The sequence below is a fragment of the Halobacillus litoralis genome (assembly GCF_004101865.1).
In the GTDB taxonomy this organism is placed as follows: domain Bacteria; phylum Bacillota; class Bacilli; order Bacillales; family Halobacillaceae; genus Halobacillus; species Halobacillus litoralis_A.
In genome coordinates this window covers 3,751,076-3,770,850 of record NZ_CP026118.1, presented here as the reverse complement: position 1 = coordinate 3,770,850, position 19,775 = coordinate 3,751,076, and the positions used below count along the sequence as shown (strand labels likewise).

Here is a 19,775-nt window from a genome sequence, read left to right as displayed (position 1 = left end):
TTAAAACCATCTTCTCCCATTTAGGTTGAAACTATGCAAATCAGCGAAGAGGATACACATAAGTATTGAAAACGGCTCTCCGCTCTGGTAAAATGTCTCTTGTTCGATATGAATGAGTCTTTTGTTTTTACCTAGGAGGTGAAACTATGCCTAATATTAAATCAGCGAAAAAACGTGTACGTTTGAACGATGACGCTCGTTCTCTGAACGCAGCATTCAAATCTGATATGCGTACAGCCGTTAAACGTGTAGAAAAGCTTGTTGAAAGCAAGGATGTAGAGAGTGCGAAAGAAGCCCTTCCTACAGCTGTTAAGAAAATCGACAAAGCTGTTCAACGTGGTGCCCTTCCACAAAATAACGGGGACCGCAAAAAATCTCGCCTAACTAAATTAGTTAACGCATTATAATTAATTTGTGATTTATGACCAACAAACGATCCTTCCCTTTGAACGGATCGTTTTTCATGTAAAAGAAGCCCTGCTCAGATGAGTAGGGCTTCTTTTTATCTGTAATAAGCTTAGTTGATCATTTTTTCTGATCATGAGCATGAAGGTTAGCAATTCCTTCAAGAAGTAATCGGTTGATTTTGTTTAATGTGAATCAACTTATAAAGCAGCATTTCAAAGGCTAGAGATTTCTCCATTCTCCCCTGTTTCAGGGTATAATCCGTTTCTGCTAGCTGTTCTATAATCCGGTTCAATTCTTGATTTGTAAAAAACCGCTCCCGTTTCAAAGCCATTTTTATTACATACGGGTGTGCTTTGATGTAACCTTTCATTTGATTTTGTGCGTAACCTTTTTGTTTCAATACTTTTGCCTGATTGATAATGCGGAACTGGGAAGCCAATAAAGCAGTTAACGCGATCGGCTCTTCATTCAACTTTTCCAAGTCTTTATAAATACGTATCGCTCTTCCTAAGTCTTTTTCCATAACTGCATCCACCAGCTTGAGGCCAGAAGCTTCCGCACTATGAGAAAGCAGTTGTTCAGCCAATTCTTTGGTTACGACACCACCTTCACCAACATTCAAGGCGAGCTTTTCCATTTCCTTCCTCAATGCCATCAAATTGGCACCTATTTCTTGAGTGAACAATTCATGAATTTCTTCAGGGACTGTAATATGTAGTTCATTCGCAAGAGTTTGGATCCACTTGTCGATATCCCATTCTTTAACGGGTTGACAGTCGATCACTTCTCCATGCTTTTTCAATTGCTTGAAAACTTTTTTCCGTTCATCCAACTTCTCATATGGGGCAACTATTACTAAGACCGTGTATTCAGCAGGATTTTGGATGTATTCAAGCAGTGCCTCAACATCATGCTCGAATGACAGTTTATCTGGCTTAGCTTTTAAGAAAACAGGGTGAAAAGCAATAACAACTTTTCCATCCCCTAAAAAAGGGAAAGTTTCTGCATCTGTGACGACATCTTCCACTGGAACTTCTTCTAGGTCATATTGAGAAACATTGAATTCTCGATCTTCTTTTTTCAAGGTTTGTTTTATGATTTTATTCTTATTCTCTTGTATGAGATATGATTCTTCTCCATATAATAAATATACCTGTGATTGTTTTACATTGACCATAAAGGTTATTTCCTTCCTTCATAAAAAAGAATACGGCGACCCCGTAAAGGGGAGTCAGTGTCACTATTTTATGTCGCAATAAGACATCTGTCAAAATAGTGACCTGCCGTCGCCGTATGAACCATCTATATAAACGCCATTCCAAAAGCCCCGGAAGCTTTTGGAGAGGACGATGTTGTTCCTCTCTTGCGTTTAGTTTGACCGCTTCTGAAATAATTATATGTGACAAGTCTTGCTAGGTGTGGGAATGCTATGAATTGGGGATGAATTTTGATTTCCTTCGACAAGAATGTAGATTTTTGCTTGAGAATGGACTATACTTAGTAATTGATATAGGAGGGGTAACAATGAACGAGTTCAAAAACGATATTCAATCCAAAACTAATGATGTGATCGACTCTGGGTTAGGGTTTGTATTTTCATTTGTTTTCTTCTTCGTCATTTTCTTTATCGGAGTCGTATTTTCAGTTATCGGACAATAATGAATACAAAACCTGAAGGCTGCTGTCCTGGCAGTCTTTTTTTATTCTCTGCTCGCATTATACGGGAAATAAGGAGAAAACGTTCCACTTTGCCCAGAGAAAATGAACTGGACAGCTCCGTGTCGGTTTGTTTCTAATAGCAAAACACCTCGCTTTTCTAAGCGTTCAGTCACTTCGGCGTGCGGATGCCCATATCGGTTATCCACTCCAGCTGAGATCAAGGCTATTTCAGGATTAAGACGATCCACCCATGCACGAGAGGTCGAAGTTCGACTTCCATGATGCCCTACTTTCAATACATCCACCCATAAGGAAGAGTGTTTTTTTAATATAATATCCTCGACTTTCGTGGAGATATCTCCGGTGAACAACCATCTCTTGCCCCCAATCATGCTATCCAGAACCAAAGAATTATCATTCGGCTCTCCTTGGTCATCTCCAGGATGAAGAATATGAAAAACATGACCGGCAACCGAAATACGATCACCTGCTTCTACACGAAGAGTATCCTCTCCGCTCCATTGACTTACATAATATTGACTCACAATAATTTGTTCGACGTCGATTTCATTTAAGATAAAAGGGGCGCTTCCACTATGGTCGGAATCTTGATGAGAAATGAACATAGCATTCATGTGGTCGATGCCTTTCGACTTTAGAAAGGGCAGAATCACCTGGTCTGCGGTTTTCTTTTGATTTTCGTTAAATACCGGCGGCCCAGCCGCATCAACCATAATCACTCCACGCCTGTAGGGGAGTTCGATTACAAAAGCGTCTCCTTGGCCTACATCAAGCATCGTAACCGTTCCTTTAGGTGATAAGTAAGGGAAAGCACTATAAAGTATCAAAACACTTACAGCAGACACCCCAGCAAAAAAAGCTAAGCCATGTTTTCTCTCTCCCCACCATTTCATCTTGAAAATAAAGATGAGTGTATAAAAAAAGATGTAAATGGGAGTGACTTCACCGATTACCCACTGAAAATCAAGGAGTCGGGTCCACATCTGAATCATTGACAGCAATTTCTCATGGCCCTCGACTAGTACGAAGGAAAGAGAATAAGAAAATACAGGAAGAACCAAGCAGGAAATAAACAAAATCAATACAACCGGAATGACAATAAATGAAAAATAAGGCACGAGAATGAGGTTCACGAATAGAGAAAAAGGCTGAATTTCATAAAAATAGTGAATTTGTAAAGCTAAAATAGAAAATTGACTGACAAGACTGATGACAACAGTCTGCATCCACGTACTTTCATACTGCTTTAAAATAGAAAGTGACAGGATCAAACTGAAAGTCACCAGGAAAGAAAACTGAAAACCGATTTGATGAAAATAGAAGGGGTTTAACAAAAGAAGTAAGAACGCAACCACCGCGAGGATATCTGTGAGAGGGATTTTCCTGTTGATTAATGTTAGTAAGAGCAAAATCAATGCCATGAGGGAAGCTCGAATAACTGAAGGTGCGGCCCCAGCAAGAAAACCGTAAACAGGTAAAAGAAGGAGAACAAAAAACTGGGCTTGCCTGCGAGTTCCGACGCCCATTCTATAGATGACAAAGTAAAGACTGCCAATAGTCAATCCTACGTGCAACCCTGAAATCGCTAAAATATGAGACAAATTGAACTCCCGGAACCATTCGACGGTATCCTCATTCAACTCATCCGTTTCCCCGAATATAAGCGCTTTTATCCAACCATAAGAACCCGGGTAAACATTGGCCTTCACTTTTCTCATTACTTGATCTCGCCACACATTCATGTAACTGAGATATGATCTTCCTTCACAATGGAGATCCTCGATATCATTTAATATTATTTGACTGTTCACCCCTTTGTTTAACATATAAGCACGATAATCAAATTGACCTGGGTTGCTCGCACGTGCAAAAGGCTCTGCATCTCCGAAACCATTACAAACAGCTCCGTGATGCCAATCAGGAGGAACGTTCTGGTCCTGATCCTCATTTTTATAGTAAACCAGCTGGAACTTTTCACCACTTTCATGTTTCAGTATCATCTGGATGGTGTGTGAGGTTTCTTCTATGGCTGAGGATATAGTTGCTCCAGAAAAGCTTGAAGAAGGTTTTGTTTCTGAAGGAGAGGGTAAATAGTGCCAACCAAACACAAAATATAAGAGGATCACCATAAAAAGGGCAAGGCGCTTACGGTACAAAGATATCCACAATAGAACCATCATTAGAAGTACATAAAATGCCCATCCTGTTTGAATGGCAGCAACCCCGCCCAGCACAAAGGCCATTGCGGGGATGTGCCAGAATCCTTTCATGAGCACTTATTCGGTATTGCGGAATAAATGTTCCGCTTCTTCATTCAACTTTTGAAAATCAGGGTCGTCATACGCTTCCAGTTTCCTTAATAATTGAGCTACCACCTGTTGTTGTTCGATTTGCATAGGCTCAATCTCTACCGGTACTTTTTGCATCCTTACGCCAGATTGTTGCAGAAGTTCAATCGCATACGGATCATTTTTATAATCTTCACTGTAGTATACTGCTTTGAGTCCTGCTTGAATGATTGCTTTTGTACAATGAAGACAAGGGAAATGAGTCACGTATATTTCAGCAGCTTCTGTAGCGACACCGAATTTAGAGCATTGCAGGAGTGCATTCATCTCTGCATGGATGGTACGGACACAATGCCCCTCTACGACATAACACCCTTCATCAATACAATGTACGCCTCCCGAGACACTCCCATTGTAACCACCGGCAATCATCCTTTTATCCCTTACGATAACGGCTCCTACAGCGAGCCGTTGACAGGTGCTTCTTGATTTAAGCAAATAACTTTGTGCCATGAAATACTGGTCCCACGAAATACGTTCCATTATGTATCCCCCTGCTTTTTTCATTTAGTGTACTCTGCACTTGTAATTCAGTCAAATACTCATGGAACACGGATCTTATCCTTGAAGGATTCTACCGTTTTTTCTCCAATACCAGGTACTTGCACTAAATCCTCTACTGATGAAAAAGGACCGTTCTCTTCTCGATATTGGACAATTGCTGCAGCTTTAGACGGGCCTATGCCATTCAAAGATTCAATCTCATCTGCTGTTGCTCGATTGATGCTTATTTTTTTGCTAGCGACTTCAGTCTGACTGGGACTGCCTTCTCCATTCATGATCAAAGATGTCACATGGATCACCATTTCATCTTGAAGCTTTTGTGCCAGGTTCACGCTTGAGGCGTCAGCCTTTGACGTCAATCCTCCTGCCTCTTTAATAACATCATCCACTCTCGTCCCCGATTGAACTGAATAAACACCCGGACGGACGACCTCACCTTTCACGTCGACTTTAATGATTTCTGGATCCTTCACTTCATTTTCAGCTTTATGAAAGTCTGCTTGCTGGTCGATAACTGTATTTGTTTCCGATTGAGGGGTTTGCAAATAAATGACACCTGCAATCAATATAATGGCTAATATCCACCCATATTTTTTGACTAGGTTCATGAAAGTAACCTTCTTTCATATTTCCATTTTTTTAGAATAAAGATATATAGGTAATCACAAAGGGAGGGATTCCAATGAAATGGGGAATCATCGGAACTGGGAATATGGGGAGTATGCTTACGACCAGTCTTATCAAAAGCGGGGCCATTCCCGCTCATGATTTAACGATCTATAATAGAACATTGAAAAAAGCGGAAGATCTTCAAGAAGAATTTCCAAATTTAAATGTAGCCAAAGACCTGATATCGCTTCAAAAGACAAGCGAAATTCTCTTCATTTGTGTAAAACCACATCATTATAAAGACATCATTGACTCGCTAAAAGAAGAATGGACAGAAAATCAGTGCCTTGTATCCATCACTAGTCCCGTAGCGGTAAAACAACTAGAAAAAGCTACACCATGTCAAGTCGCAAGAATCGTACCTTCCATTACCAATCACGCATTGGCAGGAGTCAGCTTATTCACTTTCGGTTCCAGAATCAATGAAAGATACCGGCAATTACTTCTCACTACTTTTCAACAGATCTCCACTCCTATCGAGGTGGAAGAAGAGCATATACGAGTGGCATCTGATATTGTTTCATGCGGTCCTGCGTTCATCAGTTACTTACTGAGCGAATGGATTAAAGCAGCGGGGGATGTCGCCGGGTTACCTGAACAAAAAGCGACGGCCTTGACAGAAAATATGATGATAGGACTAGGAGAGCTGCTCTCACAAAGAATCATGACGTTAGATGAATTGATGGAGAAGGTGACAGTAAAAGGCGGGGTGACAGGAGAAGGTTTACAGGCACTTGAGGATCACATAGGGCCACTGTTTCACAAAATGTTTCAAGCGACACAGAACAAACATAAAGAAGATAAAAAGAACATTGACTTACAATAATCTTATTCGACAAAAACTGGGGAAATCCTGCTAAATAAAAATAGAAGCACTTCGTTCAACCTCAACAAGCTTAAGACATTCGTAAAGTGAAGCGCTCGTCTTTCACTCTTCGGATGGTCTTTAAGCCTCGCGGGACTAGGTGCAGAACTGAATATGACAGATGTAGCATAAGATGACAGGCTTAAAGTATTTTTTAGTAACTGATATTAAAAAAGAGTCCGGCTATATCGGACTCTTTCCCCAACATTATTTTTTACAGACAAACAACCAACGCTCTCCCTCTGTGGAATAATGACTGTTAAAATCAGCACTGATTTGTTGAATCAAGAAGCCTGTATCCTCAAGCCAGTCTTTCAAATCATCTAGCATATACCCACGTTGGTGATGAACTTCATCAAATCGTTGATAAATTTCCCCTGATTGCACAAAGAAGGTCAAATCATGGACGATGCTGTTATCTTCTTCACCAGGATCACAAAACCATACATAGGATAAATCGTCCTGGACCTGCGCGAATGTTGCACCACTCAAATCATTATGAATATGCTCTAAAGAATGGACGTCAAACAAGAACAAACCGTCAGAATGAAGGGCGTCATATATATTCGCAAACGCGCATTTCACCTGAGATTCTTCGACTAAATAATTGAAAACATCACAGTAGCTGATGACACAATCAAATTGGTCCAACCCTTCCAGGTTTGTCATATCCTGCTTGAGCCATTGAATATTCGCCCGAGGGTCTTTTTGCTGGGCGACTGTCAGCATATCAGAGGATAAATCCACCCCTGTCAGTTGAAAGCCAATTTGTTGTAGCCGATGAGTAATTTCACCTGTACCGCAACCTATATCAAGAATTGTACGGGTATCAGGCTGATAATCCACAATCATTTGCTTCGTAAACTCCACCCAAAGATCATAAGGTGCGTCCTTCATCAGCCGATCATAAACCACAGCCATATCACCATAACTCATCTTAACCTTCAAGCCCCTCTACGGCTACTGAGGAAGCGTCACCCCAAAGTCTTTCAAGATTGTAATAATGACGTTCATCCTTGTGGAAAATATGGCAAACGACTCCGTTTAAATCCACTAAAATCCACCGCGCTTGTTCGAATCCTTCCATACGTTTAACATCAATCCCATTTTCTTCTGCTTGATTTTTCAACTCTCTGGCGATCGCTTGCACCTGTCGCTCATTAGATCCTTCACAAATCAAGAAATAATCTGCAATCAAGGATACTTCTGCCATATCTAAAACAACAATATCATTAGCTCTCTTTTCATCACATGCTTGTGCCGCTAAGGTCACTAATTCTTTACTTTCCATGGGTTTCCTCCCTTTTCATTCCTATCTCTATCTACCATGATCAAAAGATCATATTAAATCATTATATGCATGGAACGTGTCCGGATAAACGGTTCTTTCCATACGAATCAAAAAAACAATCGTATTCTTCAATGCTAAAGAACAGGCTTTATCCAGGTTAGTTTCTGCAATTTCACGAACTTCATGAACACCGGGGAAATCCCGGCCAGGCTCGATGTAATCAGCTAAAAACACTACTTTTTCCAGTTTTGTCATATGTTTTCTTCCTGTAGTATGACAGGAAATCGCCGATATTACATCTCCATCATCAAGACCGATTTCACGTTCCAACATTAACGCACCTACTGGACCATGCCATAGTTCATGATGGTAATCCAATAAATCTTTAGGTAAGCGCCGATCTTCCTGGATCCACCGTCTCATCAGGTCCCGAGGCTTATATTTCGCATAGTCATGGAGGGCTGCAGCGGTTTCCGCTTTCTTGACATCCGCTCCAAAGCGTTCTGCCAGCTTTATTGCTTCATCCGTCACTCTCACCGTATGTTCATACCTTTCCTTTTTCAAAAAGGGACGAACATACTCTAAAGCTTGTTCACGAGTTATTTCCATACAAGTGATGCTCCTTTATATAGGAATCGACTGCATCCGGAATCAAATACCGGACGCTCTTCCCACTTGTTACCCTCTCCCTGACCACTGTCGAAGAGATATCTATAGATGGAATATCTATGAAGTGGACAGGAATCTCATCACTCCACTCATAACCTGGGCGCTCAACACCTATGAATTCAACCATTTGCTGCAATTCATCAACTCGGTTCCATTTCGATAGGTGCTCCACCATATCGCCTCCAATGATAAAGTAAAAGGCGAGCTCAGGGTATTGTTGTTTTAAATAAGTCATGGTATCCACCGTATATGATGTACCTTTTCTCATTAATTCAACATCACAAACCCTGAATTCAGGATGATCCTTGGTCGCCAATTCGACCATTTTCAAACGGGCATTCGCATCCGTAGTAGATTCCTGCTTATGAGGGGGGATAAAGGAGGGCATGAACCAAACCTCATCTAAGTCCATTTCTTCTAAAGCATACTCAGCCATAATTAAATGACCTTGATGTGGTGGATCGAAAGTACCCCCGAGTATTCCGACTCTATTCATATCGCCTCTCCTTTACGGTAATTCGATTTGTTTGTTTTCTTCAGATTCTTTGTAAAGGATAACCGTGTTTCCAATTACTTGTACAATATGAGCGTCAGTGGCTTCAACAATCTCATCAGCTACTTGATTGTTATCTTCGAAGCAGTTTTGTAAGATACTTACCTTGATAAGTTCTCTTTTCTCTAATGCTTCATTAATCTGTGTTGTCATATTCTCATTAACGCCAGCCTTCCCTACTTGGAAGATCGGTTGTACATTATGGGAGGCTTTCCGCAAATGCTTCTTCTGTTTACTAGTTAACATCCTATACCCCTTTCAATTTTTGTTCGAATTCATCGAGCAGGGGCAAAGCCTCAGGTTCTGTATCTGTCCATATCTTAAATGCATACACGGCTTGCTGCAACAACATTTCGTGTCCATAATGGACCCTTGCCCCATTTATCTCAGCTTCCTTTAAAAATTTCGTCTTCATCGGTCGATAAACAATATCGCTTACAACCGTCCCTTTTGTCAAGCGATTCAGGCGTATAATGGTTTGCTGATCATTTGGACTCATACCTACAGTGGTAGTTTGAACCACAAGGTCATAGCTGCCCAACGACTCTTCCGCTTCTGCTAATGTCAGGGCCTCAGCTTGTGCACGGGAAGAGATTTGTTCAATCACTTCCTCAGCTCTGCCTATCGTTCTGTTCGCTATATCTACAGAATCCATCCCTGATCCAGTCAAAGCTTCATAAATACCTCTTGCAGCTCCACCACTACCTAAAAGGAGAGCTTTTGAACCACTTTGGAAAATGTCAGGGAAACGGTTTTTCAAGGAATGTACAAACCCGCTCCCATCCGTATTATATCCGATCCACCCGTTTTCCGTATTTTTTACTGTGTTAACAGCACCAAGGTGGAGAGCACTTCCATCAATGGCATCCAGGTGAGGAATGATTTTTTCTTTAAAAGGAACCGTAACATTAAAACCATCCAGTCCTTTTTCTTTTAATGATGAAATCTCCTCATCGAATTTATCTGGGTGAATTTCCAACAAGTCATATTTCCCCTGGACCCCTTGCTGCTTCATTAATTGCTCATGAATCCATGGCGATGATGAATGACCGATCGGGTAGCCGATTAAGCCTAGTTTGTACAAATGATCCCCTCCTATATCAAAGACTCTCTCAAGGATACTTTCACACCTTCAGGTACATATGCAGTTACCGTTACGTCCCCTTCCGGAACAGTTACCCATCCTAATCCTGAGAATACAATATCCATCTTATCTTCTCTTACTTTCAAGGTATGGCCCTTTAATGGAGGTAATTTCGCTAATGACTCTTCATCAGGTGGTGACAACAACTCTCCGACATGATTGTTATAAAGTTCCTCTGCTTTTTCCATTTTCGTACGATGAATATTCATCTCATTAGAAAGATAACAAACAAAAGAACTGCGTTCACCCGAGGAAAAGTCAAGCCGTGCCAATCCTCCGAAATAGAGAGTTTGACCTTCATTCAGCTGATAGACTTTCGGTTTCACTTCTTTTCTTGGTGTAATCAATTTCAAATCCTTATCTGACACGTAATGAGCCATTTGGTGGCGGTGAATCACACCTGGAGTGTCAAACAAGGAACTCTTTTCGTCCAGGGGTATATCGATGAAACCGAGGGTGGTCCCAGGGAAGTAAGAGGTTGTGATTGCATCCTTCTCTCCTGAAGTATTTGAAATCAATGTGTTGATGAAAGTTGATTTCCCCACATTGGTCGTTCCTACTACATAGACATCACGGCCTTTTCGGTAACGATCGATTGCTTGAGACAGCTCTTCGATACCCTGGTTCTTTTCAGCCGAGATCAGGAAAACATCTTCCACATCCAATCCATTTTCCTTGGCAGAACGCCTCAACCAATGTTTCACCTTTCCCGGATTGACCGATTTCGGTAATACATCCATTTTGTTTCCTACAAGCACGACAGGGTTATTGCCTGTCAATCTTTTCAATCCTGAAATGAAACTACCATTAAAATCAAAAATATCCACCAACTGGATGATCAGTCCATCTGTTTCACTGATTTGATTCAACATTTCCAAGAAATCATCATCTTGATATGGGACATCCTGCACTTCATTATAATGTTTCAACCGGAAACAACGTTTACATATGATATCTTCTCGTTCCAGGGCCGATGCAGGTGCATAGCCCGCTTTTTCTGGATTGGTTGTTTGAATAACTGCACCACAACCCTGGCATTGAATATCTGCCATTATTGATCTCTCCTCTGCCATGTTATTTTCCCTTTTCTTCTCATCCAATTCAATATTCTCCGTTCAATCTTCCTGTTGATCCTTGTTATGAATCCATCTGTTTCTACAATAGGTACAACTAAGATTGTATAAAATCCAGCAGTATTCCCACCTAATACATCTGTAAGAAGTTGATCCCCGATCACAACAATTTCACTCTTGGTAAGCTCCATCTTCTTTTGAGCTTTTTTAAAGGCTTTGGATAATGGTTTTCTAGCACTATATATAAAAGTGGTGTCCAATGGCTCAGAAAATAGTTTGACGCGGGCTTCTTTATTATTTGAGGCGATCGTCACTTGAATGCCATGATCATTCATTTTTTGAAACCATGTTTTTATATCTTCGGTTGCATCTGCCACATCCCAGGCAACCAGGGTATTATCTAGGTCAGTAATTACTCCTTTTATCCCTTTTTCTTTCAATTCGTTCGGGTCAATGTCAAATACACTGGGAACATGTTCATTTGGTAGAAATTTTTTCAACATATATTCATTCACTCCATCTCTTCATACAACGGCAAAATCTCCTTCACCATCATATACAAAATTACGGCATGTTTCAAAAAGTGTCTGAATTTATGAAAGCAGCTCAACACAGTTCAACTTGTAAAACGTCCTATTTTCAGACTGATTCAAACTTTTCGTCAATTGAAACTCGCTCATAAAAGAACAAAAATCGTTCGACAAATACTGACAAAAACAGGCTGTGGATAAGTTTATACACATTTTCCACACAGTAACACCTTTGTTATCACTCAATTAATAAACTTTTCCCAAAAGTTATCTACATTTTCTTGTAGATAACTTCCATATTGTGGCGAATTTAAGGTCATGATAAGGTAAGAATACATTAAATTTGTCTCGTTCATAGATTTCAATTATCCGGGAGGTGACTGTCACATGTGTGACAGCGGCATGAAGCAATTATCTGATTCCCTACTTATACAATCTTACCACAAAGCCATTGAACTCAACCTTTCTAAAGAATTCATAGACCAAATCAAAAGGGAAATCCAAAAACGATCCATCCAGCATCTTATAGATGACTACATCTTCCAAGTCGGTTGACTAACATCAAAAATGACACTTATTTACTTTAATCGACACAAAATCTCGTCTGATAGAAGCAGACGAGATTTTTTTTGCGACTTTTTTATTTTTCGAAATGATGTGTCTCTTCTTATTTATATGGGAAGACTAAATGGTGACTGCCCAGCGACTTATCTGGATTGCCACAGTTGAACAATCACCCTCTTTTTGATTACAATTGGGTGAATACATCATTTCGATCATCCTAATCCATAGATAGATGAAACATAAGTCAAGGGAGGAACATTCCACATGTTGGTGGCTGTATTATTGCCTTTTATCATTGCTATTTTCATTCCATTCTTAAGCAAATGGAAAGATAAACTTCACCCAGGTTTCTTTGTAACTATCGTGCCTGCGGTTATTTTTATTTATTTTGCCCGTTTTTTAGGGTCAGGGTTTGAACCCGTCGTGCAGGAGTATTCATGGGTTCCTTCATTGGATATGAATATGGTCTTCCACCTTGATGGTTTAAGCTTATTATTCGTACTTCTAATTAGCGGAATTGGCGCCCTAGTTGCCTTTTATTCGATTTTTTACCTACATAAATCGGAGCAACTGGGACATTTTTATGTATACTTTCTCATTTTTATGGGATCTATGCTCGGGGTCGTCTTATCAGATAACATATTCGCACTTTATAGTTTCTGGGAGTTTACATCGCTCTCTTCCTTCTTGTTGATCGGTTTTTGGAATTACAAAAAAGAATCCAGATATGGTGCCTTGAAATCAATGCTCATCACCGTTTTCGGAGGATTGAGTCTACTAGGGGCTCTCATCTTCATGAGTGTGCTCACAAATACGACAAGTATTCAAGGAATGATTGATCAACAGCAACTGATCCTGAATAGTGAGTATTTCCCCTTAATACTTGGTTTACTATTGCTTGGAGCTTTTACCAAGTCAGCGCAGTTCCCTTTTCATATTTGGTTACCTGACGCAATGGAAGCACCGACCCCTGTCAGTGCCTATCTGCACTCAGCGACAATGGTAAAAGCAGGTCTTTATTTAGTGGCCCGCTATTCACCTATGCTATCGGCTAATGAATGGTTTTTCATCATTGTATCTTCAGCCGGTATTGTAACTTTATGCTGGGGCTCCTACATGGCTGTGCGTCAAACAGACTTAAAAGGTATACTTGCCTTTTCTACCATCAGTCAGTTAGGTATGATCATGGCCATGCTTGGATTCGGCACGGAAGCTGCTCTCTTTGGTGCGGTCTTCCATATTTTAAACCACGCAACCTTCAAAGGAAGTCTGTTTATGATTGCAGGAATCGTCGATCACGAAGCTGGCACAAGAGATATACGTAAACTAGGCGGGTTAATGACTTATATGCCTATGACAGCGACTCTAGCTGTCCTTGCTTCGTTTTCAATGGCTGGTGTCCCTTTACCATTCTTGAATGGTTTCTATAGTAAAGAGATGTTCTTTGAAGCTTCTTTACACCTTGAATCTGCAGGCACCGATATTTCAGGTTTCCTGCAATCGGCTATTCCATATTTAGCTGTATTCGGAAGCATATTCACATTCGTTTATTCGATGTATTTCTTTTTCGGAACCTTCCGCGGCAAGCCTCAATTAGACGAGCTGCCGAAGAAACCTCATGAAGCACCCTGGGGTATGCTTATTTCACCGATCATCTTAGTCGCAGGGGTGATCATCATCGGTGTATTTCCGAACTTGTTTAATGGTTCATTTATTGCCCATGCTGCTGATGCTGTGAACGGGGCAAGCTTAAAACCGAAAGATATTTATTTCTGGCACGGATTCATCCCACCGTTTATCATGTCGCTGGCCGTCGTCGTATTCGGTACGATTCTTGCCCTATCAAGAAAGATCTGGCAGCCGGTATACCGGGTAGTTCCGGGGGTTCTCAGCATGAACAAGGTTTACGATGGAGCTGTCGATCGGATTGAAAGCTACTCTGCCACCATTACAAAAGGTTATATGAATGGATCACTAGGCCGTTATATGCGCTTGATATTAGCTGCGATTATTATCATTACGTTCGCTTTTATGGCAGTAACCGGTGGCTTTACAATTGATACATCAAATGTGGCTCAAATCACTGCTCCTGAAATTCTGGTAGCTTTAACAATGGTTATTGCTGCAATCGGTACCGTATTGACGAATAATCGTATTGCAGCAATCTTGATTTTAGGCGTCGTCGGTTACGGCTTATCCATGTTATTCGTGTTATACCGGGCGCCTGACCTTGCTCTCACTCAATTGATTGTGGAAACTGTAACTGTCGCTTTATTCTTACTCGTCTTTTATCACTTACCTAAACTTAAGAAAAAAGATGAGCCTATGAGTACGAAAGCATTGAACCTGATCATATCTATTGGTTTCGGTGCAATGATGACGATGGTCGCCATTTCATCACATAGCAGCAAGTTTTTCGATCCAATCTCCCAATACTTCATAGACAACTCTTACAAACTTGGAGGGGGAGATAACATCGTCAACGTCATTCTTGTCGATTTCCGTGGCTTGGATACATTATTCGAGATTGTCGTCTTAGGACTCGCTGCGATGGCGATCTTTGCCCTGATTCGATTGAGAAAGTCTAAGGGGGAGGAATAAAATATGGAAATCATCATGGCCGTACTTGCCGGTCTACTTTTCACAACAGGTGTCTATAACCTCCTTCAAAAACAATTATTGAGGATTATCATCGGTACGGCCCTCATTTCCCATGGGGCCCACCTCTTCATCCTAACGATGGGAAGACTGAAAACGGGCGCTCCACCGGTATTGACGGAAGGTGTCGAAAATTATACAGACCCACTCCCGCAAGCTTTGATTTTGACATCGATCGTCATAAGTTTCGGTGTTACTAGTCTTCTACTCGTATTAGCTTATCGGGCAGCTAAAATCAATGGTACCGATAATATGGAACAATTGAGGGGTAACGATTATGAGTAATTTAGCAGTATTACCAATTTTATTGCCACTATTAGCCGGCATTTTCGTGGCATTCATACACAAAAAAACATCCATCGTCCGAACCGTTTCTAAACTTATCGCCATTGTCAATCTACTTGTTGTCGGCTGGGTTTTCTTTCAAGTACAGCAAGAAGGTTCAATCGTTTTAGAAGTAGGTAGCTGGTCGGCACCATTCGGGATTGTCCTTGTCGGTGACTTACTTGCGATGACGCTTGTTTTGACAACGAACATCATTGCAGTCGCTTGTGTTTTCTTTGCACCTCAATCTCTTTCTGATAAAGAAGAATCGTTCTATTTCTATAGTTTCTTCTTTATTTTAATATCAGGTGTGAGCGGCGCCTTCTTAACAGGAGACCTGTTCAACTTATTTGTTTTCTTTGAAGTCCTTCTCATGGCTTCCTATGGTTTAATCGTGTTGGGGAATGGAAAGGCACAGCTTCGTGAATCCATTAAATACGTGCTGATCAACTTGTTTTCTTCCATGTTGTTCGTTACAACTATCGCTTTTCTTTATTCAGTTGTAGGGACCGTCAATATGGCCCAGGTTGCTCAACGTGTCCAGGAGGTAGAACAACAAGGGGTCTTGACAACCATTGCGATCCTGTTCTTTTTCGTGTTTGCGACAAAAGCTGCGGTTTTTCCGCTTTACTATTGGCTGCCTCGTCCATACATTTCACCGAACCCGGTTGTATCAGCATTGTTCGGTGCCCTGCTTACAAAGGTAGGCGTTTATTCGATACTTCGTACGTTCACTTTGATATTTAATCAAGAGGTGCCATTGACTCACACCTTATTCATTTATTTGGCAGCATTTACGATGATCTTCGGTGTAGTCGGTGCTTTATCTACGAATAACATTAAGCTGATCGTAGCTTATAACATTATTCCTGCAGTTGGTTTCATGCTGATGGGGATTGGTATTTTCACAGAAGTATCCATTAGCGGAACCATCTATTACCTGGTCCATGACATGATTATCAAAGGGGTCCTTTTCATACTTGTCGGGGCAACGACCTACGTCGCAGGTACATCGGACTTGCGGAAGATGGGTGGACTGATCCATCATTACCCTGTCCTTGGGTGGCTGATGTTCATAGCTTCTCTCGTATTAGCCGGTATCCCGCCCTTCAGTGGGTTTATCGGGAAACTCCAGTTAATTCGTGGAGGTCTAGGGCAGGAGGAAATCATGATCGTCATCGTGGCTTTGATTTCCAGCTTACTAATTTTATTCTCCATGATGCGCATCTTCATCCGTGGTTATTGGGGCGAAAAAATGGATATACCGATTCCCGAGCGAAAGAAGAAGGGTTCACGGATGGCCTGGCCTGCAGCTGGATTGTTGACATTATCCGTTCTATTAGGTGTCGGAGCCGAGTTGTTCTTTCCGACAATCGAATCGATCGCTCAGTATTTGATGGATCCGGAAATCTACATTGATTCTGTGTTAAAGGAGTAGAAGCTGATGCCTTTACAAATTGTATTAAACATCGTTATAGCAATCATGTGGATGTTTCTGAGTGAAACGTACAACTTCACTACTTTCTTAGTTGGATATATCTTAGGTATTATTTTGCTGTTCTTTTTACAGCGGTTCGTACCGGATTCATTTTATATGAAACGTGCATGGCGGTTTTTCAAGCTTATTTTATTATTTATCAGGGAGCTCGTTCTCTCAAACATTGACATCGTGAAGCATGTATATAAACCAAAAATGAATATGCAGCCGGGGATTTTCGCGTTGCCGATTGACGTAAAAACCAATTTTGAAATAACTTTACTTGCCAATCTGATTTCATTGACACCTGGCACCCTTTCCGTCGTTGTCAGCGAGGATCATACAAAGATCTTCATACACGCTATGGACATGCCTGACGTAGAAGAGTCTGTAAATGAAATCAAAAACACTTTCGAGAAACGAATTATGGAGGTGACTCGCTAAATGGATGAAATTCTGGATGTCACTCAGATGTTGATTCAATTATCAGCCATTGTTTCCATCATCGCGGTCGCCATTTCAATCATATTGCTTTTATACCGTGCTACCATCGGCCCCACCAATCCGGACAGGGCCGTAGCATTAGATATCATAGGTATAAATTTAATGGCTCTTGCAGGATTGATCGCCATCCTGCTCGTTACGACTAAGTTCAATGATGTCGTCCTCTTGATAGGGATTCTATTGTTTATCGGGACAGTCGGCTTGGCGAAATTCTTAGAAAAGGGTGTTATCATTGAGCGGGACTTGGATTAATTTAATTTTCGACATCATCATTTGCTTGTCCTTACTGATGGGCACTTTTTTCCTTATTTCAGGCTCGATTGGCATCCTGCGTTTCCCAGATGTTTACACACGTCTTCATGCCGCTACAAAAAGTTCCACACTCGGAGTAGCCGGTATAATGATAGGGGCCTTCTTGTTCCTATATGTCGAACATGACATCGTCAGTGGCAAGTTGTTACTTGGAATTCTTTTCGTACTGTTGACGGCTCCTGTTTCCGGCCATATGATCTCAAGAGCAGCATATCGAAGTGGTGTGCCTCTTTGGGAGAACAGTGTGAAAGATGAATACGCAGAAGTGCTGAAAGAAGAGCAAAAAAGACAAGCACCTGATCAATAAACGGTTTTTAATGCCTCCAAATAATGGAGGCATTTTTTTGTGGATATGACTATTATATTTATTTACAGACAAGCACAGACAGCCTCTCAGGCACATAAGTATGTTGTAGGCCATTGCCTAATCCATGAGGAGGTGCGTCCATGAGCAGTCTGATCGCTTCCATCCTATATTTCTTTAAAGAGTCCCTCTTTTTCATGTCCTATGTGAAAAACCAAGCGTTCCCTAACCCGCTGTCTTCAGAAGAAGAAGCTAAACAGCTCCAATTGATGCAAGAAGGGAGTCACGATGCACGTAACAAATTGATCGAGCACAACCTGCGACTTGTCGCTCACATTGTCAAAAAATTCGAAAATACAAAAGAAGATTTTGAAGACCTTATTTCTATCGGGACCATCGGATTAATTAAAGGCATCGAGAGCTATTCCACTGGAAAAGGAACGAAACTCGCCACCTATGCAGCCAGATGTATCGAAAATGAGATTCTCATGCACCTGAGATCAACAAAAAAGATGAATAAGGATGTTTCCCTCCAAGACCCTATCGGACACGACAAGGAGGGCAATGAGCTTAATTTATTGGATATCCTTCAAGCAGATGTCACGGATATTGTAGAGGAAATTCAACTCCATATGGAACTTGAAAAAATAAAAGACTTTATCACAGTCCTTGATGAAAGGGAAAAAGAGGTTATCATCTTCCGTTACGGCCTGAATCAGACCGAAGAAAAGACGCAGCGGGAAATAGCTAAAGAGCTGGGGATATCAAGAAGCTATGTTTCAAGAATTGAAAAAAGAGCATTAATGAAAATTTTTCATGAGTTTTATAAACAGAGCAAACAAGGAAAAAAGAGCTAAAAAAAAGCCACTACCATCTTTTTATAGATTGCAGTGGCTGAGTGGTTTTATTCCTCGGCTGTACCCTTTTGCCATTTTCTTATCTTCATAGTCATGATCAATGAAGTAATCAAGGCTGAAGCGATAACCGGGTAAAGATAAAGATGAGCATTCGTGTGATATTCATAAATACTGATCAATGTACCAATATATAAATAACTGCTGAAAATCAGCAATGTCATAATAAAACGTTTGTAGTCTATTATTTTCTTTTTCATCCATTCGGTAGATTTCACCTTATCCCACCTCCTGCACATTTTTCATCGTAACATAAATAGATGCAAGATTCGGTGGGAATTGTTGCTAATTGAGAGTTCGCACCATTTTCATAATCATTTGAGCTGCATTTTCTGCTGCTTTCGGCAGGAACTGCTCAAAGGAAATAGACGATTCTTTTCCTGCGATATCTGATAATGCGCGGATTACTACAAAGGGCGTCCCGTATTTATGACATACTTGTGCAATCGCCGCCGCTTCCATTTCTGCTGCGATCATTTTGGGGAATTTACCTCTGACAAAGTCCACTTTTGTTTGTTCCTGCATAAAGGAATCACCTGTAGCGATGAGCCCCCTGGCAGCAGTAGTATCTGTTCCTTTCACAGCTTCCATAGCCTTTTGAATCAGGGATTCATCAGCTGGATACATGGCAGGCATACCCGGGACTTGCCCATATTCGTATTGAAAGGCAGTGACGTCCACATCATGGTGTGTCACATAGCTTGATATGACAACATCACCTACTTCCAAGTCCTTAGCAAAACCACCTGCGGATCCCGTATTGATGACGGATTCTATATCATACCTTTCATGAAGGATGGTAGTAGACATGGCAGCATTGACTTTTCCGATTCCGGATTTAAGGAGTACAACTTTTTTCCCAAGCAGATCCCCTTCGATAAACAGACTTCCTGCTACTTCACTTTCTGCGGTCACGTTCATTTCACTTTTCAACCGTTCAATTTCTTCATCCATTGCTCCAATGATTCCAACTGTCATGTGAAA

Annotated in this window: 25 protein-coding genes; 11 read left to right on the top strand and 14 right to left on the bottom strand. The window is 41.0% G+C overall.

All coding sequences use genetic code 11. The features are described 5' to 3' along the window. The first annotated feature begins 146 nt into the window (after positions 1-146). Positions 147-407, top strand: coding sequence for a 30S ribosomal protein S20 (gene rpsT / locus HLI_RS18620; protein WP_128526402.1), 261 nt, complete (start codon positions 147-149; stop codon positions 405-407). A 158-nt stretch (positions 408-565) separates the two neighbouring features. Here rpsT and holA read toward each other — a convergent pair whose 3' ends face one another. Next, a complete protein-coding gene (gene holA / locus HLI_RS18615) occupies positions 566-1,585 on the bottom strand; it encodes a DNA polymerase III subunit delta (RefSeq protein WP_128526401.1) in 1,020 nt (339 codons plus the stop codon). Positions 1,586-1,932: 347 nt separating this feature from the next. Between holA and HLI_RS18610 the strand changes: the two genes are divergently transcribed. Further along, positions 1,933-2,067, top strand: a complete 135-nt coding sequence (locus HLI_RS18610; protein ID WP_128526400.1) for a YqzM family protein — start codon at positions 1,933-1,935, stop codon at positions 2,065-2,067. Between the two features lie 41 nt (positions 2,068-2,108). On the opposite strand, the gene HLI_RS18605 is transcribed toward HLI_RS18610, so the two are convergent. From HLI_RS18605 to HLI_RS18595, 3 genes are read right to left on the bottom strand one after another with little or no spacing between them, the layout of a single operon-like run. Then, positions 2,109-4,358 (bottom strand): DNA internalization-related competence protein ComEC/Rec2, encoded by a 2,250-nt coding sequence (locus HLI_RS18605; RefSeq protein WP_128526399.1) that lies wholly within the window; start codon positions 4,356-4,358, stop codon positions 2,109-2,111. A 6-nt stretch (positions 4,359-4,364) separates the two neighbouring features. After that, complete coding sequence (locus HLI_RS18600) at positions 4,365-4,919, bottom strand: ComE operon protein 2 (RefSeq protein ID WP_128526398.1); 555 nt, start codon at positions 4,917-4,919, stop codon at positions 4,365-4,367. 59 nt (positions 4,920-4,978) lie between these two features. Then, complete coding sequence (locus tag HLI_RS18595; RefSeq protein ID WP_128526397.1) at positions 4,979-5,548, bottom strand: ComEA family DNA-binding protein; 570 nt, start codon at positions 5,546-5,548, stop codon at positions 4,979-4,981. Between the two features lie 74 nt (positions 5,549-5,622). Here HLI_RS18595 and comER point away from each other — a divergent pair, with 74 nt between their 5' ends. Next, positions 5,623-6,435: a late competence protein ComER gene (comER, locus tag HLI_RS18590; protein ID WP_128526396.1), complete on the top strand. Its 813-nt coding sequence runs from the start codon at positions 5,623-5,625 to the stop codon at positions 6,433-6,435. A 246-nt stretch (positions 6,436-6,681) separates the two neighbouring features. Here comER and HLI_RS18585 read toward each other — a convergent pair whose 3' ends face one another. The 8 genes from HLI_RS18585 to HLI_RS18550 are packed head-to-tail and all read right to left on the bottom strand — an operon-like array spanning position 6,682 to position 11,707. Beyond that, positions 6,682-7,410, bottom strand: a complete 729-nt coding sequence (locus HLI_RS18585; protein WP_164908603.1) for a class I SAM-dependent DNA methyltransferase — start codon at positions 7,408-7,410, stop codon at positions 6,682-6,684. A gap of 1 nt (position 7,411) precedes the next feature. After that, a complete protein-coding gene (rsfS, locus tag HLI_RS18580) occupies positions 7,412-7,765 on the bottom strand; it encodes a ribosome silencing factor (RefSeq protein ID WP_128526395.1) in 354 nt (117 codons plus the stop codon). Positions 7,766-7,813: 48 nt separating this feature from the next. Next, positions 7,814-8,374 (bottom strand): bis(5'-nucleosyl)-tetraphosphatase (symmetrical) YqeK, encoded by a 561-nt coding sequence (gene yqeK / locus HLI_RS18575; RefSeq protein WP_206659626.1) that lies wholly within the window; start codon positions 8,372-8,374, stop codon positions 7,814-7,816. Beyond that, the gene (locus HLI_RS18570) at positions 8,358-8,930 is read right to left on the bottom strand and encodes a nicotinate-nucleotide adenylyltransferase (protein WP_128526394.1); all 573 of its coding nucleotides are present in this window, start codon (positions 8,928-8,930) and stop codon (positions 8,358-8,360) included. The genes yqeK and HLI_RS18570 overlap by 17 nt, the downstream gene beginning before the upstream one ends. A 12-nt stretch (positions 8,931-8,942) precedes the next feature. Further along, positions 8,943-9,233, bottom strand: a complete 291-nt coding sequence (gene yhbY, locus HLI_RS18565) for a ribosome assembly RNA-binding protein YhbY (protein ID WP_128526393.1) — start codon at positions 9,231-9,233, stop codon at positions 8,943-8,945. Position 9,234: 1 nt separating this feature from the next. After that, entirely contained in the window at positions 9,235-10,071 is an 837-nt protein-coding gene (aroE, locus tag HLI_RS18560; RefSeq protein ID WP_128526392.1) for a shikimate dehydrogenase, read from the bottom strand. A gap of 11 nt (positions 10,072-10,082) precedes the next feature. After that, a complete protein-coding gene (gene yqeH / locus HLI_RS18555) occupies positions 10,083-11,183 on the bottom strand; it encodes a ribosome biogenesis GTPase YqeH (protein ID WP_206659625.1) in 1,101 nt (366 codons plus the stop codon). Beyond that, complete coding sequence (locus tag HLI_RS18550) at positions 11,183-11,707, bottom strand: YqeG family HAD IIIA-type phosphatase (RefSeq protein WP_128526390.1); 525 nt, start codon at positions 11,705-11,707, stop codon at positions 11,183-11,185. The genes yqeH and HLI_RS18550 overlap by 1 nt, the downstream gene beginning before the upstream one ends. Positions 11,708-12,121: 414 nt before the next feature. Here HLI_RS18550 and HLI_RS18545 point away from each other — a divergent pair, with 414 nt between their 5' ends. The 8 genes from HLI_RS18545 (at position 12,122) to sigK (ending at position 18,734) form a co-directional block, all read left to right on the top strand. After that, on the top strand, positions 12,122-12,289 hold the full coding sequence (locus HLI_RS18545; protein ID WP_431357375.1) for a sporulation histidine kinase inhibitor Sda: 168 nt from the start codon (positions 12,122-12,124) through the stop codon (positions 12,287-12,289). Positions 12,290-12,562: 273 nt separating this feature from the next. Next, positions 12,563-14,899 (top strand): hydrogen gas-evolving membrane-bound hydrogenase subunit E, encoded by a 2,337-nt coding sequence (mbhE, locus tag HLI_RS18540; RefSeq protein WP_128526389.1) that lies wholly within the window; start codon positions 12,563-12,565, stop codon positions 14,897-14,899. Between the two features lie 3 nt (positions 14,900-14,902). Then, entirely contained in the window at positions 14,903-15,241 is a 339-nt protein-coding gene (locus tag HLI_RS18535) for a Na(+)/H(+) antiporter subunit C (RefSeq protein ID WP_128526388.1), read from the top strand. Next, on the top strand, positions 15,234-16,718 hold the full coding sequence (locus HLI_RS18530) for a Na+/H+ antiporter subunit D (protein ID WP_128526387.1): 1,485 nt from the start codon (positions 15,234-15,236) through the stop codon (positions 16,716-16,718). The genes HLI_RS18535 and HLI_RS18530 overlap by 8 nt, the downstream gene beginning before the upstream one ends. A 6-nt stretch (positions 16,719-16,724) precedes the next feature. Then, positions 16,725-17,201, top strand: a complete 477-nt coding sequence (locus HLI_RS18525) for a Na+/H+ antiporter subunit E (protein WP_128526386.1) — start codon at positions 16,725-16,727, stop codon at positions 17,199-17,201. After that, the gene (locus HLI_RS18520; RefSeq protein WP_128526385.1) at positions 17,202-17,513 is read left to right on the top strand and encodes a monovalent cation/H+ antiporter complex subunit F; all 312 of its coding nucleotides are present in this window, start codon (positions 17,202-17,204) and stop codon (positions 17,511-17,513) included. Continuing rightward, positions 17,494-17,880, top strand: a complete 387-nt coding sequence (gene mnhG / locus HLI_RS18515; protein WP_128526384.1) for a monovalent cation/H(+) antiporter subunit G — start codon at positions 17,494-17,496, stop codon at positions 17,878-17,880. The genes HLI_RS18520 and mnhG overlap by 20 nt, the downstream gene beginning before the upstream one ends. Positions 17,881-18,020: 140 nt before the next feature. Then, positions 18,021-18,734 carry an RNA polymerase sporulation sigma factor SigK gene (sigK, locus tag HLI_RS18510; protein WP_128526383.1) on the top strand — a complete coding sequence of 238 codons (714 nt, stop codon included), beginning with the start codon at positions 18,021-18,023 and terminating at the stop codon, positions 18,732-18,734. 47 nt (positions 18,735-18,781) lie between these two features. Here the strand turns inward: sigK and HLI_RS18505 are convergent, their stop codons facing one another. Both HLI_RS18505 and mtnN read right to left on the bottom strand, forming a co-directional pair. Continuing rightward, a complete protein-coding gene (locus HLI_RS18505; protein ID WP_128526382.1) occupies positions 18,782-19,009 on the bottom strand; it encodes a YrhC family protein in 228 nt (75 codons plus the stop codon). A 67-nt stretch (positions 19,010-19,076) separates the two neighbouring features. After that, positions 19,077-19,769: a 5'-methylthioadenosine/S-adenosylhomocysteine nucleosidase gene (gene mtnN, locus HLI_RS18500; RefSeq protein ID WP_128526381.1), complete on the bottom strand. Its 693-nt coding sequence runs from the start codon at positions 19,767-19,769 to the stop codon at positions 19,077-19,079. Positions 19,770-19,775 lie beyond the last annotated feature (6 nt).

What these genes read in the sequence shown, in the direction of transcription:
- HLI_RS18520 (WP_128526385.1), top strand. Translation starts at nt 17,202, where the DNA reads ATGGATGAAATTCTGGATGTCACTCAGATGTTGATTCAATTATCAGCC.
- HLI_RS18570 (WP_128526394.1), bottom strand. Translation starts at nt 8,930, where the DNA reads ATGAATAGAGTCGGAATACTCGGGGGTACTTTCGATCCACCACATCAA.
- HLI_RS18605 (WP_128526399.1), bottom strand. Translation starts at nt 4,358, where the DNA reads ATGAAAGGATTCTGGCACATCCCCGCAATGGCCTTTGTGCTGGGCGGG.
- HLI_RS18535 (WP_128526388.1), top strand. Translation starts at nt 14,903, where the DNA reads ATGGAAATCATCATGGCCGTACTTGCCGGTCTACTTTTCACAACAGGT.
- rsfS (WP_128526395.1), bottom strand. Translation starts at nt 7,765, where the DNA reads ATGGAAAGTAAAGAATTAGTGACCTTAGCGGCACAAGCATGTGATGAA.
- holA (WP_128526401.1), bottom strand. Translation starts at nt 1,585, where the DNA reads ATGGTCAATGTAAAACAATCACAGGTATATTTATTATATGGAGAAGAA.
- HLI_RS18545 (WP_431357375.1), top strand. Translation starts at nt 12,122, where the DNA reads ATGTGTGACAGCGGCATGAAGCAATTATCTGATTCCCTACTTATACAA.
- HLI_RS18595 (WP_128526397.1), bottom strand. Translation starts at nt 5,548, where the DNA reads ATGAACCTAGTCAAAAAATATGGGTGGATATTAGCCATTATATTGATT.
- HLI_RS18600 (WP_128526398.1), bottom strand. Translation starts at nt 4,919, where the DNA reads ATGGAACGTATTTCGTGGGACCAGTATTTCATGGCACAAAGTTATTTG.
- yqeK (WP_206659626.1), bottom strand. Translation starts at nt 8,374, where the DNA reads ATGGAAATAACTCGTGAACAAGCTTTAGAGTATGTTCGTCCCTTTTTG.
- mbhE (WP_128526389.1), top strand. Translation starts at nt 12,563, where the DNA reads ATGTTGGTGGCTGTATTATTGCCTTTTATCATTGCTATTTTCATTCCA.
- HLI_RS18550 (WP_128526390.1), bottom strand. Translation starts at nt 11,707, where the DNA reads ATGTTGAAAAAATTTCTACCAAATGAACATGTTCCCAGTGTATTTGAC.
- yhbY (WP_128526393.1), bottom strand. Translation starts at nt 9,233, where the DNA reads ATGTTAACTAGTAAACAGAAGAAGCATTTGCGGAAAGCCTCCCATAAT.
- yqeH (WP_206659625.1), bottom strand. Translation starts at nt 11,183, where the DNA reads ATGGCAGATATTCAATGCCAGGGTTGTGGTGCAGTTATTCAAACAACC.
- mtnN (WP_128526381.1), bottom strand. Translation starts at nt 19,769, where the DNA reads ATGACAGTTGGAATCATTGGAGCAATGGATGAAGAAATTGAACGGTTG.
- HLI_RS18585 (WP_164908603.1), bottom strand. Translation starts at nt 7,410, where the DNA reads ATGAGTTATGGTGATATGGCTGTGGTTTATGATCGGCTGATGAAGGAC.
- HLI_RS18530 (WP_128526387.1), top strand. Translation starts at nt 15,234, where the DNA reads ATGAGTAATTTAGCAGTATTACCAATTTTATTGCCACTATTAGCCGGC.
- sigK (WP_128526383.1), top strand. Translation starts at nt 18,021, where the DNA reads ATGAGCAGTCTGATCGCTTCCATCCTATATTTCTTTAAAGAGTCCCTC.
- HLI_RS18610 (WP_128526400.1), top strand. Translation starts at nt 1,933, where the DNA reads ATGAACGAGTTCAAAAACGATATTCAATCCAAAACTAATGATGTGATC.
- HLI_RS18525 (WP_128526386.1), top strand. Translation starts at nt 16,725, where the DNA reads ATGCCTTTACAAATTGTATTAAACATCGTTATAGCAATCATGTGGATG.
- rpsT (WP_128526402.1), top strand. Translation starts at nt 147, where the DNA reads ATGCCTAATATTAAATCAGCGAAAAAACGTGTACGTTTGAACGATGAC.
- comER (WP_128526396.1), top strand. Translation starts at nt 5,623, where the DNA reads ATGAAATGGGGAATCATCGGAACTGGGAATATGGGGAGTATGCTTACG.